At 38.3% G+C, this 16,087-nt stretch carries 11 protein-coding genes; 7 read left to right on the plus strand and 4 right to left on the minus strand.

Annotated features, from left to right (window positions below):
* Positions 1-224: 224 nt before the first annotated feature.
* The 3 genes from QM524_RS20800 to QM524_RS20810 are packed head-to-tail and all read right to left on the minus strand — an operon-like array spanning position 225 to position 3,700.
* Positions 225-2,402 (minus strand): xanthine dehydrogenase family protein molybdopterin-binding subunit, encoded by a 2,178-nt coding sequence (locus QM524_RS20800; RefSeq protein WP_283346038.1) that lies wholly within the window; start codon positions 2,400-2,402, stop codon positions 225-227.
* Positions 2,403-2,413: 11 nt separating this feature from the next.
* Positions 2,414-2,932, minus strand: coding sequence for a (2Fe-2S)-binding protein (locus tag QM524_RS20805; RefSeq protein ID WP_283346039.1), 519 nt, complete (start codon positions 2,930-2,932; stop codon positions 2,414-2,416).
* A 3-nt stretch (positions 2,933-2,935) separates the two neighbouring features.
* Positions 2,936-3,700 (minus strand): hypothetical protein, encoded by a 765-nt coding sequence (locus QM524_RS20810; RefSeq protein WP_283346040.1) that lies wholly within the window; start codon positions 3,698-3,700, stop codon positions 2,936-2,938.
* Between the two features lie 150 nt (positions 3,701-3,850).
* Between QM524_RS20810 and QM524_RS20815 the strand changes: the two genes are divergently transcribed.
* The gene (locus QM524_RS20815; RefSeq protein ID WP_283346041.1) at positions 3,851-4,747 is read left to right on the plus strand and encodes a helix-turn-helix domain-containing protein; all 897 of its coding nucleotides are present in this window, start codon (positions 3,851-3,853) and stop codon (positions 4,745-4,747) included.
* A 352-nt stretch (positions 4,748-5,099) separates the two neighbouring features.
* Here QM524_RS20815 and QM524_RS20820 read toward each other — a convergent pair whose 3' ends face one another.
* Positions 5,100-5,810: a FadR/GntR family transcriptional regulator gene (locus tag QM524_RS20820; RefSeq protein ID WP_166577404.1), complete on the minus strand. Its 711-nt coding sequence runs from the start codon at positions 5,808-5,810 to the stop codon at positions 5,100-5,102.
* A gap of 354 nt (positions 5,811-6,164) precedes the next feature.
* Between QM524_RS20820 and QM524_RS20825 the strand changes: the two genes are divergently transcribed.
* The 6 genes from QM524_RS20825 (at position 6,165) to QM524_RS20850 (ending at position 16,081) form a co-directional block, all read left to right on the plus strand.
* A complete protein-coding gene (locus QM524_RS20825; protein WP_283346042.1) occupies positions 6,165-9,437 on the plus strand; it encodes a SusC/RagA family TonB-linked outer membrane protein in 3,273 nt (1,090 codons plus the stop codon).
* A gap of 18 nt (positions 9,438-9,455) precedes the next feature.
* Entirely contained in the window at positions 9,456-10,991 is a 1,536-nt protein-coding gene (nanU, locus tag QM524_RS20830) for a SusD family outer membrane lipoprotein NanU (protein ID WP_283346043.1), read from the plus strand.
* A 110-nt stretch (positions 10,992-11,101) separates the two neighbouring features.
* The gene (locus tag QM524_RS20835) at positions 11,102-12,031 is read left to right on the plus strand and encodes a dihydrodipicolinate synthase family protein (protein WP_283346044.1); all 930 of its coding nucleotides are present in this window, start codon (positions 11,102-11,104) and stop codon (positions 12,029-12,031) included.
* Positions 12,032-12,034: 3 nt separating this feature from the next.
* Positions 12,035-13,177, plus strand: a complete 1,143-nt coding sequence (locus QM524_RS20840; RefSeq protein ID WP_283346045.1) for a Kelch repeat-containing protein — start codon at positions 12,035-12,037, stop codon at positions 13,175-13,177.
* A 363-nt stretch (positions 13,178-13,540) separates the two neighbouring features.
* Positions 13,541-14,761, plus strand: a complete 1,221-nt coding sequence (locus tag QM524_RS20845) for an MFS transporter (RefSeq protein WP_283346046.1) — start codon at positions 13,541-13,543, stop codon at positions 14,759-14,761.
* Between the two features lie 114 nt (positions 14,762-14,875).
* On the plus strand, positions 14,876-16,081 hold the full coding sequence (locus QM524_RS20850; protein ID WP_283346047.1) for an AGE family epimerase/isomerase: 1,206 nt from the start codon (positions 14,876-14,878) through the stop codon (positions 16,079-16,081).
* Positions 16,082-16,087 lie beyond the last annotated feature (6 nt).

Below are 16,087 nucleotides of genomic sequence, written 5' to 3' on the forward strand. Positions count from 1 at the left end.
GTGAATGTATTTTCTAATTATCAACAATTCATCACTCCCAATTCTATATTAAGTAATCGAGCAGAATAAGATTTAATCAATTGGAGATGTAAGATGTTGATAATTAAAATTTTACATTCACAATTCACAACTCATAATTCAGCACTAATACTTAGCATATATTGACATAGCTTGACTAGTAACAGCTATTAAACTAATCACTAACAACTTAACCCTATTTTGTACTAGCTAAGATTATCTATGTCAAAAGGCATTTTACGCACGCGGATACCTGTTGCCGCAAAAATTGCATTAGCCAGTGCTGGCGCTACAGGCGGTAAACCTGGCTCACCAACGCCTTTGATTGTTTTGCCACCTTCTGCCAAGATATGTACCTCTATTTGAGGAACTTCGTTTATTCTTAGCACAGGATTATCATGAAAATTGCTTTGTTCTGTTTTCCCTTCGGCAAAGGATATTCCGTTTTTGATAGCGGCCGTAATACCCATTATTACAGCTCCTTCCATTTGTGCCTTTACGGTATCTGGATTTACTACTGTTCCTAAATCTATTACAACATAGACTTTATCAATCTTTACAGCCTTGTTTGATAGTTTTGTTACCTCTACGACGTGTCCACCCAAACCTGCAAAAAACTCCCATTGAGCTATACCACGTCCTTTACCTTTAGGAAGAGGTTTTTCCCATTTGGATACTTCTTTTAATTGGAGTAATAAACGTTTAGTATCCGATTCTTTTGTTAACATTGCTAATCTAAATGCCAAAGGGTCTTTACCTGCTGCGTGTGCCAGTTCATCAATAAAGCACTCATGTGAAAAAGCCAAGGTCGAGCTGGTTACCGAACGCCACCAAAAAATAGGAACATGTATATCTGAATACACGAAAGTGTTTTTCATATTCGGAATTTCATATTGCTGATGACTAATGCCTTCGGTCATATTTCTATCAACTTTTGTTTTGTCATGATTTGGGTCTAAAAATGACATAATCGTTGGCGAAATAACTTTATGCTGTAGAGCAACCAATTTACCATTTTCCGAAATAGCCCCTTTCATGGCCGAGAAGGTAGGCGGTCGGAAAGGGCCAAACTGTGTATCGTCCTCTCTTGTCCAAATAAGCTTAACTGGCTTTTGAATAGATTTAGATAAATTGACCGCTTCAATAATAAAATCGATAGCTAATCTACGTCCAAAACCACCACCGCTCAACTGGCTATGCAACGTAATTTGTTCTTCTTTTAACCCATATCGACCTGTCAAATCTCGTATAATATCAGAAGGAACTTGCGTTGATACCCAAATTTCTAAGGTATTGTTCTCTTTCCAATTTGCCGTACAATTCATTGCCTCCATCGGCGAGTGCGACACAAAAGGAGTTTCGTAGAAAGCTTCTAGTTTTTGGGAAGTATTCTGATAGACCTCATCAAATTTTCCTACATTAGCGTCTTCTACTCCTTCTTTTTGGGCTAATTGATGCAAAGAATTGGTATAATCTTTCGAATTAAACGTTTCTTTTCCCTGATAATCCCAAGAAACTTTTAGAGCTTTTCTTCCTTGTAAAGCTGCCCAATAGTTTTTGGCAACTACCGCAACACCCGTAGATTTGTACACGCCAAATATGCGTTCTACTTCTATTACTTGCTCAACTCCTGCTATTTTGAGGGTTGCAGTTTTATCAAAGCTTTTTAGACTTCCTCCAAAAACAGGACAGCGTTCTACCGAGGCATATACCATATTAGGCACTTCGGCATCTATCCCAAATAGGGCTTTACCTGTCACCTTCAATGGAACATCTTGACGCTTGGTAGATTTACCAAGTATCTTAAAATCTTTGGCGTCTTTCAAGGTCGGATTTTTAGGAACCTCCAGTTTTGATGCTGTTTCTACTAATGCTCCATACTTTAAACTTTTACCCGTTGGTTGATGAAAAACCTGTGCTTTTTCGGCATAACATTCTGTAATAGGTACGTTCCATTGCTGACTTGCGGCGGTAATCAGCATTTCGCGTGCAGCAGCTCCAGCTTTACGTAGTTCAAAATAACTCGAACGCACCGAAAAGCTTCCTCCCGAAAACTGCGCAGGACCAAACTTACTTTCGCCTCCTGTTTGTTGGACGACATATTGCTCAGGCGAAACCTCTAATTCTTCCGCAATCAAGGCTGTAATAGACTGATAGGTGCCTTGTCCAATTTCTGGTTTTGAATTAAAAATGGTAATTTTTCCTGTATCTTCAATAATAATGTATGGCGTGAAATTGTAGGGTGTCGATGCTACATCCAAAGAAGTCCTGACTTCTAATTCCTGAGCTTTTGCAGAAGAATGTGATACCCCAAAAATAATTGCCGCTCCCGATAAACCTACATATCGTAAAAAATCACGGCGCTGAATCTGTTTAGATGACATAGTTGTAAAGTTTAGCGAGTGTTTGAAGGGCGTTTAGTAGTAGCTTTTTCTGTTTTCAACTCCTTAGCAGCTGAATGAATAGCCTTACGAATACGCACGTAAGTGCCACAACGACAAATATTTCCAGCCATATAGGTATCTATATCTTCATCCGACGGATTAGGATTAGCTTTTAATAAAGCCACAGCCGACATAATCTGACCTGACTGACAATAGCCACATTGAGGCACTTGCTCTTCAATCCATGCATTTTGTACCACATGATCGATTTTAGCGGCGTGGAGTCCTTCCGAAACACCTTCGATGGTAATAATTTTACTGTTTGCTTTTAGGGTAGAAATTGGCGTTTGACAAGAACGAATCGCCTGTCCATCTACGTGAATCGTACATGCTCCGCACAAGCCCATGCCACAGCCAAACTTGGTGCCTTTCAAACCAACATAGTCACGAAGTACCCAAAGCATAGGCGTTTCAGGTTCGGCTTCGACTTTAATCGTTTTGTTGTTGACAGATAATGTGTAAGTTTTCATTTCTTATTTCTGATTAAAGTTTTTACTAAAACTATAGCTTAACATTACATTCCACATAAATTGTTTGTTATCTGGAATAGTAGAAGTAAATGTCTGATTTATTGTTGATTGTATAGTAAAAGGGCTCTCTTTTTTTGATAAAATCCCTGTTAATGAGAGATATTTACCTGTGTAACCATCGGTATTCAAAAAATAGAAAGATGGAACAAGTTGGAATCTAAAATTACTTCCCAATTTTATGTTAGAAATACTCGTATTAAGGAACAAAACTTTGGTTTCTTGTGGCCCGTGCAATTGTAACGCATTTCCTTGCAAGTAAATAGCACTCACACTCCAATTGGGTGCAATTTGGTAATTGGGTACAATTTCATAAGCCAAAAACCTCAACATTTCCGTAATTTCTGTTGAAGCAGTATTATCTGAAACAACTCTTCTGACAAGCGTAAAAGCTGGATGTGCACTTACACGTAAACTAAACTTCTTTTGCTCGATAAGGTGATACCTCAGCCAAAATAGCATTCCTCCTTTGCTGGCATCCGATACCAATCTTATGTCAGGATTAAAGCTAAATCGTTTTTTCCGCCAAGCAAAATTGGTCACTACTGCTGGTCGATTTAAAGAAAAAGTCGGAATAATAGAAAAGCCATTATTGGTCACTCCCACAAAACTGCTAAAGGTATTAATCGTTTTGGTACTATCTTGCTGCCCATAAACGAGCCTACCCATGAAGACAAGTGTCATCAGGGTACATAATTTCTTCAAATTCATTTATATTGTGTTTTTGGATAGTGTTAATCTGCTTCAAAATTATACTTTTGAAAGTCTGTTTTTTTTATAAATTTCACGGTTTTACTTACCACTTTTACTGGTCTACACCACACGAATATTTTTCTTCCATAATTTAGAAGTATCACCAAAATGGAAAAGACCATGGTTATTTATGATACCGTCAAACAATACAGTCAGACATTCAACAACTCGGCGTTGCATCCTTTGATTAGTTTAGTCGATTTGGGAAAATCGACCCCTTTACCTCGTGTCAAGTTTAAAATGGGGATTTATGCTATTATTCTCAAAGAATCCAAGTGTGGCGATTTGCGTTATGGCAATACGTATTATGATTATGACGAAGGGACTATAGTATTTTTTGCACCTGAGCAAATCATTACAACAGAGCCAGAGGGAGAGATACATCAGCCCTTTGGTACTGCTTTGGTTTTTCATCCAGACTTAATCAAGGGTACATCGCTGGGGCGACAAATTCACGAGTTTAGCTATTTTTCATATCAGTCAAACGAAGCATTGCACGTATCTGAGCGAGAAAAAGAAACGATCATGAATTGTATCGAGAATATTTCTACGGAAATCAATCAAAATATTGATAGACATAGCAAAAAGCTCATCATTGCTAATCTAGAATTGTTGTTAAAATACTTTTCAAGATTTTATGATCGACAGTTTATCACTCGTGAAGAAATTCATCAAGGTATCCTTTTGCAATTTGACCAATTGTTGACCGACTATATATATGGGAAAGACTTGACTACGAAAGGACTGCCATCGGTGGCATATTTTGCAGATTGCCTACATTTATCTGCCAATTATTTTGGAGATTTAATCAAGAAGGAGACAGGGAAAACGGCATTAGAGTATATCCAATTAAAATTGTTGGATTTTGCCAAGGAACGAGTGTTGGATACCACCAAATCATTGAGTGAGATTTCGTATGAATTAGGCTTTAAATATCCGCAACATTTCACCAGATTCTTTAAACAAAAACTTGGTGTCACACCATTAGAATATCGTTTAAATTAGCTGTGAGGGATTTTTGATTTAGTGAATTGAGATTATTTCGTTGAGTATTGTCCTGTAGCCAATAGCTACTTTTGTTACTTTCATTCACGAAAGAATGATTTATAAAGTTTTCCAGAAATGGCACAAGTAATTTCTCTATTCTGAGTTCCCGCTGTGCTTTACCTAATTCTACAAAATGATTTAATTAATCATGCAAAAATATATTTAATTTTTGTGTTTTAGGCAACAGGCATAAGGCAAAGCGTGTTAAAATGTTTTTTCAAAGCCCACTGCCGAAAGCCGATACCTGAAAGCCTAAAGCCCAAAAGTTGAATTTTATTTTGCCTACTATCTTGATAATTCAATTTTACACTTATTCGGCAAAAAGTCTCGCAAAATGGTTTTCTAGGTGGTTTCTCATGCCATTGCGGAAAAGTTCTGGCGAGCCATTCTCGAGAATATCTACTAAGCCTTTGTGTGAGACAAATTTCTTTTGTGGTAAATCCTTTTTTAGTAATCCACTGTTGTGGACATAATCAAAAATAGGTAGCAACATTTTCTGGAAGCTTTTGAGGGTTTTGTTGCCAGTAATTTCATAGAGCTTTCCGTGAAAATTGATTTCGTGTTCGATATTGAACAAATGTGATTCGCTCGAACTAGGTTCATTTTTGACAATTTCCTTCAACTCATCAATATCCTTTTGTGTAATTTTTTGAAAAATCAAATCAGCCATTCCAATTTCCAAGACCAAACGTAATTCAAAAATTTCACGCAAAGTATCCTCATCCAGAATGTAAGGATTCATGCTTTTGCTCATGATACCTACAATGTCTGGGCTTGTAATAACGGAGCCTTTTTTCTTTTTGGATTCGACAATACCCATGGTTCGTAGTCGAGTAATCGCTTCACGGATTACGGTTCTACTCACGCCCAAAAGCTCGACTAACTCCACTTCTTTGGGAATTACGTCACCAACTTTGAGTTTTCTGCTTTGGAGTAACTCCACCAAATTGGCCTCAACTTTATCTACCAACGAACTATTATCTACTGCGATGAAGCTATCGCTAAAATCTTCATTTGTCATATTATGTATTACTTATTTTCATAAAAGTAGTATAATCTATCGATTTTGAAAAGCAAAACGTATGAAAATTCGAGCTAGAAGCTCTGTAAGGGGTATTTTATTATTTTGTCTAACATGAAAACTATTTTTTACTCTAGAATATCTATTTGTAACAAGAAATATTTATTGTATCCTAAATAAGTATTACATGTTAAATATAAAAATACTTATAAATATGGCTTTGCTACCTTGTTTTAGTAAGCATTTACTACTAAAATAAAATATTTTATAAAAATGTTACTAAAAGTTTGCAAAAGTAGATTGTCACTCTATACCTTTGTTATGTCATACATAATACATTAACTAAACTATATTATGAAAAACATTTATCAGCGAGTGGGTTTACTCATGATTTGCATTCTGTGGACATTTGTTTCATGGGGGCAAAGCAAAAAAGTGAGCGGAAAAATTACCGCCTTAGAAAATGGCGAGGCCTTACCGGGTGTTTCGATTCTCTTAAAAGGAAAAACACAAGGTGCTAGTACCAATGAAAAAGGCGAGTTTAGTCTTGCTGCATCGGAGGGTGATATTTTGGTGATTAGCTATGTGGGATATATCAAGGAGGAAATCAAAATAGGAACTGCAACCAATTTGAGCATTCAGTTGCGTTCAGATGTTACTTCTTTGGGAGAAGTAGTTGTGGTAGGTTATGGCACACAATCGAGACGAAATATTACGAGTTCGATTGGAAAGCTCGAAAAAGACATTCTTGCTAATGCCCCAAGAGCCAACCTTGGAACAGCCTTACAAGGGTCTTTGGCTGGTTTGCAAGTCATCAACCGTTCTGGAACGCCAGGTGCCGCACCTACCATTTTACTTCGTGGGGGAGCCTCAATCAACAGCCCTGGGGCGCCGCTAGTTGTAGTTGATGGTGTCATTAGAGCACTCAATGACATTGCGCCAGACGATATTGAATCGATGGAACTTTTGAAAGATGCTGCTTCAACGGCCATTTATGGTGCAAGAGCCAACAATGGGGTAATTTTGATTACAACGAAACAAGGAAAAGCAGGCGTAGCAAGAGTTAATTACAAGTTTACCTTGGGTTACAACCAAAATCGACAAGGATATAAGTACATGAATGCTCGTGATTATATCTATTACAATCGCTTGGGAAATTTGAACTCAGGTAGAACATTGGCGCAAGTTAATGCCACACGTGGGTATGGCTTATTGACGGACGCCGCCAACTTAGGATTATTTGATATTCGTGCCAATACGCCTGCCAATGCTGGTTTGCTAGCGCAAGGTTGGCAATCGATGGACGATCCTTATGGTAGTTCAATTTTATACAAAGATCATGGTGGCGAAATTGAGAATTTGATTTTTAGAAATACCTATACGCAAGACCATTACCTGAGCGTAGAGGGTGGCAATGATAAAGGAAAGTACTTTGCTAGTTTTGATTATTACAATGAACAAGGAGTAATTGTTGGTTCTGACTACAAGCGCTACACAGGGAATTTGAATGGCTCTTACAAAGTAAAACCAAATTTAGAAATTTCGACAGGGGCAACGTTTTCGACTTCGTCTCAAATCGGAACGCTTGGTTCCGAAGCTAATACTCTATACAGAAGTTTAGCAATTTGGCCAACCATGAATCCATGGCTAGATTCTTTGAAAACCCAGCCAAACCCTGGCAATGGAGTTACAGATGGAAATCCGCTATATTGGTTACAGAAAACAAAGCGTGAAAATGAGATAAATCGTATTACAGTTAATGCTTCGGCGAAGTATGATATTACCAAAGATTTGTACTTGAAGGTATCAGGTAATGCCTATTTATTTGAATCACTGAATAACTCATTTAGTTTGGCCACTCAAAACTATACAAACTTGTATACCAACCCTGTCTCGTATAGCAATACTACTAGAAATGCGTCATCGCTATTCTCTCGTTCGTTCCAACAGCAATACAATGCGATTTTGAATTACCAGAAAAATCTGGGAGATAAGCATCATTTGACTGCCATGATTGGTACGGAATACTTCAAACAAAAAACTTTTGAAATGCAAGTTTTAGGTCAAAATGCACCAACCGATGACATTGAAACCGCCAATGCTTCGACCACATTTGCGGCTGGAAGTAATTATTCTTACAAAGATGAATATCGTATTTTCTCACAATTTGGTCGTTTGAACTATGATTTCGATGAGCGCTATTTGTTGAATTTTGTCGTAAGGAGAGATGGTATTTCAAGTTTGGCTTCGGATAATCGATTTGGTATTTTTCCGGGAATGTCGGCAGGTTGGAATTTGCATAAAGAGGAGTTTTTTAAGGGTAGTACTTTGAGTGATTACGTGAGTTCAGTAAAACCAAGATTTAGTTACGGAGTAAACGGTAACGTTGCAGGTATTGGAAATTATGAAGTGCAAGGAGTTTATGGTTCGCAAGGAAATTATAATACCAATTTGGGCTTTTTGAGTACAAGCATTATTAATACAGGCTTGCGCTGGGAGAAAAGTACTACTTTGGACGTTGGTGTAGACGTTGGTTTACTCAAAAATCGTATTAGCTTGATGGTGGATTATTATGACCGTCGTACCAGCGATTTGTTGACCAACTTGACCCTACCAAGTTATACAGGATACAGCTCAGTGCGTACCAATTTGGGAACGTTCCAAAATACAGGTCTAGAATTGACTTTGAATGCAACAATTCTACAAAAGCCCAATGGATTAGTTTGGAATGTTGGTGGTAATGTTTCGTTCGTTGCCAACAAAATTTTACAGCTTCCATTCAACGGCAATGAAAATAATCGCCAAGGCGGATTGCAAGTGTATGACCCTGCACAAGGAAAAGTCGTGTGGGTAGGAGGTTTGCAAGAAGGTCAGCCGTTAGGTGCTATTTATGGATACAAACAGGTTTCTATTTTCAAAAATGATGAAGAAGTAGCTCGTATTGCAGGTAATAGAGTTGATAATGTTGCAGGAATTGGCGGTCCATCGACAACGATGACTAATAAAATTGCCCCAGGAGATGTCAATTGGCTCGATGTAGATAACAACAATATCATCGACTCGCGTGACCAAGTGTATTTGGGAAATGTTAACCCGAATGTCATAGGAGGTTTTACTTCTACCTTGTCTTACAAACGCTTTTCGCTCTTTACTAGATTTGATTTTGCTTTAGGGCATACGATTTATAATGACCTTGTGGCTCGTACATTGGGTAACTATCAGGGTACTTTCAACTATCTCGAATTGCAGAAAAATGCTTGGTCGCCAACCAATACGGATACAGATATTCCCAAAGTATATTATGCCGACCAAGTAGGCGCACCAGCAGGAAAGAAAAACTATACAAGAGCTAATAACGCTGGAGCAGTTTTGAATGGAAACAATTCAAGATTTTATGAAAAAGGAGATTACTTAGCTTGTCGTGAAATTACGCTTTCTTATGATTTATCGAAAAGCACCATAGTGAATAAACTATTCTCACAAGCTCGTATTTACGCCAACTTCAATAATCTTTTCTATATCAGTAAGTTTAGCGGTCCTTCGCCAGAGCCAGCTTCGGGAGGAATCTATTCGGGTACGTACCCAACACCAAGAACTGTTGTGATGGGAGTACAAGTGTCATTTTAATATTAAAGAAACCGATTTATGAAAAAGATATTTAAGATAACCTTTTTAGGAATAGTGATAGGTTTGGGAATGACCGCTTGTAATACAAGTCTCGACCTAGCACCTATCAGTAGCATCAGTGATGCTAATTATTGGAAAACAGCCGACCAGTTCGATGCTTTTGTTTCAGGAATTCATTCAAGACTAAGAAGTCATAATGCCAATATTCAAGCATTGGGCGAAATGCGCTCGGATATATTTGGTACTGAAGCTAACAGTGCCAGTACCTTCACAGGTGAGGCCACACAAGGTTTAGAAAGAATGTGGCAACATACTCTCGATTTGGACAATTCAGGCGTGAGCAATTTTGGAGGATTTTATACCAATATTGTACAGTTAAATTTATTGATTAGTAAGTTAAATACAACCAATATTGTAAGTACAACTAACAAGAATTACTATTTGGGAATAGCCTACGGAATGCGTGCCTATTATTACTTCCATTTGTATCGTACATGGGGTAGCGTAGTGATTCAAACTGAGCCAGTGTTGTCCATTGATATTGCCAACTTGGCAAAAGAGGCTTCTCCAGAATCGGCAGTGATGGATTTGATAAAATCAGATATTGATAAATCTATTGCTAGTTTTGGTAGTGATTATTCTTTCAGAAATAACAAAGGCTATTGGTCAAAAGCCGCATCATTGATGCTCAAAGCAGAAGTATCATTATGGAATAGTCAGCGAGGTGGTGGCGTAGCCGATGCCACAACAGCATTGAATGCTTTGAACGAAATCAGAACCAATATCCCAACTCTTACGCTGTTACCTAGTTTTAGTAATGTTTTTGCTTCGAATAATAAGGGTAATAACGAAATCATTTTTGCCATTCGCTATGTATTGAATGAAGCAAGTATGGGTTTTGTATCGAGTAGCTTTGTTCCGCAAACAGGTTTGATTGCAAACTTTTATGACTTGAATGGCTCTCGCCAGTTCAATGTAAATACCGATAACTGGAGTGGCTTATTACGTGCTCCTGTGCGTATTGCCACATTCAAAAAGTTTGATGAAGCCGATACTCGTCGCTTGTCTTCAATTCAGCCAGCTTTTGAAAAGCGTAGCACAGGTTTTGAGTTAGTAGGTTGTTTTACCAATAAATTCCAAGGCGAGCAAAATGCAGGCTCACGTGTATATACCAACGATTATCCTATTTATCGTTTTGCAGATTTACTATTGCTTACTGCCGAGGCTAAAATACTATTAGGTCAAGACCCATCAGCCGAAATCAATCAGGTGCGTGCTAGAGCTTTTGGTGCTAATTATGTGGCTAGTAAATACGGTTTCCCGAATCAAGCCAGAGATAAAGACCCTAAAAATGCTATATTAGATGAGCGTTTGTTTGAGTTCATTTTTGAAGGAAAACGTTGGTATGACCTTCGTAGATTTGGCAATAGCTATGTTTTTGCCAATACGACTTTATCAAGCAATGAAGCTTACAAAGTACTATGGCCAATCGATCGTAACTCCCTGACTAATAACCGTTCGTTGGTACAAATGGCAGGATATCCAAGTTTTTAATTTGAATTAAGTAAACTAAAATATAGGCAAGAGGTACAAGTGAAGAAGATTTTGTGTAAAACTTTGTACCTCTATGCCTTTGATTTGTTGTCCCCAAAATAAATAATATTATGAAAATAGCTCATCTTGAAGGACTTATTGCTGCGCCTTTTACTCCAATGTACTCAGATGGAAGTTTGCATCTGGAATTGATTGAAGAATATTACCATTTGCTCAAATCTAATGGTGTGACAGGTGCTTTTATTTGTGGCTCAACTGGCGAAGGAGTTTCGTTGACGCATACCGAAAAACGAGCGGTTGCTCAAGCTTGGGCAAAGGCAACAGTAGGTGATCCAGATTTTAAAGTAATGCTCTTTTTGGGTGGTACAAGTATTGCCGATTGTAAAGAGCTAGCACTATATGCTCAGGATTTAGGCTTGTATGCAATTTCGTTTACTTCGCCATTTTATTTTAAACCAAATTCAGTAGAAAAGCTCGCTGAGGCTTGTCAGGAAGTGGCTTCTGTAGTGCCCGATATGCCCTTTTACTATTACCATATTCCTGTGTTGACTGGCGTTAACTTTGCCATGTATGATTTGTTGAAAGCCATAGATGGAAAAGTGCCCAATTTTGCAGGAATCAAATATACCCACGAGGATTTCATGGATTATCAATCTTGTTTAGAATTTCAAAATAGGAAATATGATATGCTTTGGGGGCGTGATGAAAATATGCTGGCAGCTTTGAGTTTAGGAGCAAAGGGAGCTGTTGGAAGTACTTTCAATTATGCCGCGCCTCTGTACCATGATATGATAGAGGCTTTTGAAAAAAATGATTTACCCAAAGCCAGAGCCTTACAAATGCAATCTATCGAAGTGATTCGTTTGTTGGGCAAATATGGGGGAATCGCAACAGGAAAAGCCTATATGAAATTGGTTGACTTGGACTGCGGAACGTTTAGACTACCCGTTAGAAATATGACAGATACTCAATTCGAACTTTTCAAGAAAGATGTCGAAGCATTAAATTTCTCTGTATTTTGTTCAAAAATGCACGCTTAAACTATGAAAAATTTACTTATGTCTACGATTATTTCTTGTATGGGATATAGCAATGATATGTCGAACGACGTGCCACCTCAACTTCAGTGGTCGGTATTGCATTCATTGCCAGTGGCCAATGGACATACCAAACAAGCAGGCTTGGCTGGTCCAATCGTTGGCGTATCTCAAAATGTGTTGATGATAGCAGGTGGAGCTAATTTTGAAGATGCTTTGCCTTGGGAGGGTGGAAAAAAGAAGTATTTCGATGACATTTATGTATTACACAAAGATCCTAACAAGGCATTTTTCTGGCATTCTCAGACGTTTCGGCTGCCTCAAAAAATGGCTTATACAACCACGGTTCAGTCTGCACAAGGGCTGATTTGTATCGGTGGCGAAGACCAAGAAGGTTATCGAAAAGAGGTTTTTATCCTTAAATGGAATCCACGGGAAGAACAACAAGTAATAGAATCTTTACCTGATTTACCACAAGGAATTAGTAATGCGGCGGCTACCATTGTTCATGATTCGGATATATACTTGGCGGGTGGCGAAACCAAAACTGGTGTTTCGAATCAGTTACTCAAATTGGATTTGAAACATATATCACTTGGTTGGCAACTCGTTACGGAACTTCCTGTGAGCCTTTCGCATGCTTTACTGTTTAATCTCAACCATCAATTATATCTAGTTGGCGGACGCCAAAGGCAAGCCAACGGCATTAGTGATTTCTATAATTCTTGTTATACTTTTGATGATAATAAAAAAGTCTGGGCTACACAAAAATCTTTACCTTATGCTATTTCGGCGGGCACTGGTGTAGCGATGGGTAAACATCAATGTATATTATTTGGCGGTGATAAAGGCGAAACTTTTCATAAGGTAGAGATTTTGTTGGCACAAATTGCCCAAGAATCTGACCCTGAGAAAAAGGCTAAACTTACTGCCCAAAAGAATCATCTACAAGTTAATCACCCAGGTTTTAGTCGAGAAATATTACTTTTTGATTCGCAGAAAAATACATGGAAAAAGCTTGGTAAAATTCCTTTTGCTGTACCTGTAACTACTACGGCCATTACTTGGGACAACAAAGTCATAATTCCCTCAGGCGAAATAAAAGCTGGAGTAAGAAGTGTAGAAATATTAGTAGGAGAAATAAAATAGGGTTTTAGTAATGAGTTATGAATTGTGAGTTATGAATTGTGAATTGTGCTTGCCTAAAATAGGTTGTAAGAGAGTTGAGCTTTATCATTAAAATTAAATTGGTGTAGCGGTAACTCTTGCAGTTACCTCATTCAAAATGGCAACCGCAAGGGTTGCACCTACACCCCAAAAAAACAATAAATAAGAACTCTTTCGAACAAAATAAAAACCTTCGGACAGCAATGGCTTTAAATTTAAAATATTGATAATCAAGACTGTAAACTAGAAACTCAGCACTCATACTTAATTCGTTTGTTCAGTTTTTCATAAAACACAATACTGAGGTTGATATCCGCAATCTAAAATCCAAAATCACCAATCAAAATGTTATCGAATTCCAAAAACTATAAATGGCTTGTTGTAGCGCTACTTTGGGTAGTGGCATTGCTCAATTACCTCGACCGACAGATGCTCTCGACCATGAAAGCAAGTATGCAGGTGTCGATTGTTGAGCTTCAGACTGCTGCAAATTTTGGGCAATTAATGGCCATTTTTCTTTGGATATATGGGCTTATGAGTCCTATCTCTGGACTGGCTGCCGACCGTATCAACCGCAAATGGATTATTGTCAGTAGTTTGTTTGTATGGTCTGCGGTGACATTATTGATGGGCTTTGCTCAAAATTTTACTCAATTGTTGGCACTTCGAGCATTGATGGGCTTTAGCGAATCGCTGTATATTCCTGCTGCCTTGTCGCTTATTGCCGATTATCATGACTCCAAAAGCCGTTCAATAGCCATTGGTATCCACATGACAGGCTTATATATAGGGCAGTCGCTTGGAGGATTTGGGGCTACTATTGCGGCTTCTTTTTCATGGCAGGCAACTTTCCAATTATTTGGCTTTGTAGGCGTTGGATATGCTCTTTTATTAATGGTTTTATTAAAAGAAAATCGGAAAAAAGAAGAATATAATATCACTGAAGTGTCAGAAAATAAGATAGTTCATAATTTAAAAAGTCTGTTTGGCAATACTGCCTTTATCTTGCTATTACTTTATTTCACGATTCCTAGTCTGTCGGGCTGGGGTATCAAAAATTGGCTACCTACGCTATTTTCTCAAAGTCTAAAAATAGATATGGCTCAGGCAGGTCCGCTGTCTACCATCACCATGGCTTTTTCCTCTTTGGTTGGCGTTCTTGCGGGGGGATATTTATCTGACCGCTGGATACAAACACATATTCGAGGACGAATTTTTGTGAGTACGATTGGTTTGGGACTCACGATTCCTGCCTTGTTTTTACTCGGTTTTGGTACGGAAGTTTGGCATTTGGTAGGAGCTGCTATCTGTTTTGGATTAGGATATGGCATGTTCGACGCCAACAATATGCCTATTCTTTGTCAAATCGTTTCCGAAAAACAACGCGGTACTGCCTACGGACTTATGAATATGTGTGGGGTATTCGCAGGAGCATTGATTACCAATATTCTAGGAAAATCTACCGACCAAGGAAATCTAGGATATGATTTAGCGAGTTTGGGAGGCTTAGTTTTTATCGCCTTAGGAATTTTTCTAGCATTAATAAAGCCCAAAACCTCAAAGTGAAAATTGGATAGTTATGGACAAAGGGAAGAGCGATTATTTACCTGATGTGTACATGCTTCATCAAGGTAAAGGCTCTCCCTTTTCTTTCAATTTCTAAAAAATATGCAATCCAAAATGAACATCCAACGACTTACCTCATTAAGAGATTTTTATAAAAAACAATTACTAGAAGATACCATACCCTTTTGGTTTCCTCGAAGTATAGATTGGGAATATGGTGGTTATCTGCTCATGAGAGACCAAGATGGCTCGCTTATCGACGACGATAAAGCCGTTTGGATTCAGGGACGAGCAGCTTGGACACTTTCGACGTTGGTAAATACCTTTGGCAAAAATGAAATGTGGCTCAATGGTGCCAAAAACGGTATAGATTTTTTGAACAAACATTGCTTTGATACCGATGGACAAATGTTTTTTCATGTAACCCGACAAGGAGAAGGTATTAGAAAACGTCGTTACTATTTTTCGGAAACCTTTGCTGTAATTGCGCACGCTGCCTATGCCAAAGCATCGGGTGATGAGTCGGCGGCTCAAAAAGCTCGCGAGTTATTTGGCAAATGTTTGCAATACGCTACCAATCCAACCTTATTACCAGCGAAGTTTACGAACACACGCCCAACACGAGCAATCGGTGTGCCGATGATTATGATGAATACCGCCCAACAACTTCGTGAAACCATTGGTGATGAACGCTGTGATGTTTGGATTGAAACTTGGATTCAGGAAATAGAACAGTATTTTGTCAAAGATGATATTCGCTGCGTGATGGAAAGTGTGGCGCTCGATGGTAGTATTATCGAGCATATCGACGGGCGTACTCTCAACCCTGGACATGCGATTGAAGGCGCTTGGTTTATTTTGCACGAAGCCCGATATCGTAACAACGACCCACATTTGATTGAATTAGGTTGTAAAATGCTCGATTATATGTGGGAAAGAGGTTGGGATAAAGAGCATGGTGGTATTTTGTATTTTAGAGATGTTTACGACAAACCTGTACAGGAATACTGGCAAGATATGAAGTTTTGGTGGCCTCATAACGAAACAATTATCGCCACTTTATTGGCCTATTTGATGACAGGAAATGAAAAATACGCCCAGTGGCATCAAATGGTGCATAACTATGCTTACCAGCACTTTCATGATCCCATTAATGGTGAATGGTTTGGGTATTTACATCGTGATGGAAGTCTTGCGCAAACTGCCAAAGGTAATTTGTTTAAAGGCCCATTTCATTTACCTCGCCAAGAATGGTATTGTTATAAAATATTGAATGACTTTTTAGAAAAAGAGAATAAAACATCAGCTGTAGATTTTTAAATATAA

The sequence above is a fragment of the Flectobacillus roseus genome, from assembly GCF_030056595.1.
Taxonomy (GTDB): domain Bacteria; phylum Bacteroidota; class Bacteroidia; order Cytophagales; family Spirosomataceae; genus Flectobacillus; species Flectobacillus roseus.

Bases quoted from the DNA above. Each gene is read 5' to 3' on its own strand.
- QM524_RS20800 (WP_283346038.1), bottom strand. From the start codon at position 2,402: ATGTCATCTAAACAGATTCAGCGCCGTGATTTTTTACGATATGTAGGT.
- QM524_RS20805 (WP_283346039.1), bottom strand. From the start codon at position 2,932: ATGAAAACTTACACATTATCTGTCAACAACAAAACGATTAAAGTCGAA.
- QM524_RS20810 (WP_283346040.1), bottom strand. From the start codon at position 3,700: ATGAATTTGAAGAAATTATGTACCCTGATGACACTTGTCTTCATGGGT.
- QM524_RS20815 (WP_283346041.1), top strand. From the start codon at position 3,851: ATGGAAAAGACCATGGTTATTTATGATACCGTCAAACAATACAGTCAG.
- QM524_RS20820 (WP_166577404.1), bottom strand. From the start codon at position 5,810: ATGACAAATGAAGATTTTAGCGATAGCTTCATCGCAGTAGATAATAGT.
- QM524_RS20825 (WP_283346042.1), top strand. From the start codon at position 6,165: ATGAAAAACATTTATCAGCGAGTGGGTTTACTCATGATTTGCATTCTG.
- nanU (WP_283346043.1), top strand. From the start codon at position 9,456: ATGAAAAAGATATTTAAGATAACCTTTTTAGGAATAGTGATAGGTTTG.
- QM524_RS20835 (WP_283346044.1), top strand. From the start codon at position 11,102: ATGAAAATAGCTCATCTTGAAGGACTTATTGCTGCGCCTTTTACTCCA.
- QM524_RS20840 (WP_283346045.1), top strand. From the start codon at position 12,035: ATGAAAAATTTACTTATGTCTACGATTATTTCTTGTATGGGATATAGC.
- QM524_RS20845 (WP_283346046.1), top strand. From the start codon at position 13,541: ATGTTATCGAATTCCAAAAACTATAAATGGCTTGTTGTAGCGCTACTT.
- QM524_RS20850 (WP_283346047.1), top strand. From the start codon at position 14,876: ATGAACATCCAACGACTTACCTCATTAAGAGATTTTTATAAAAAACAA.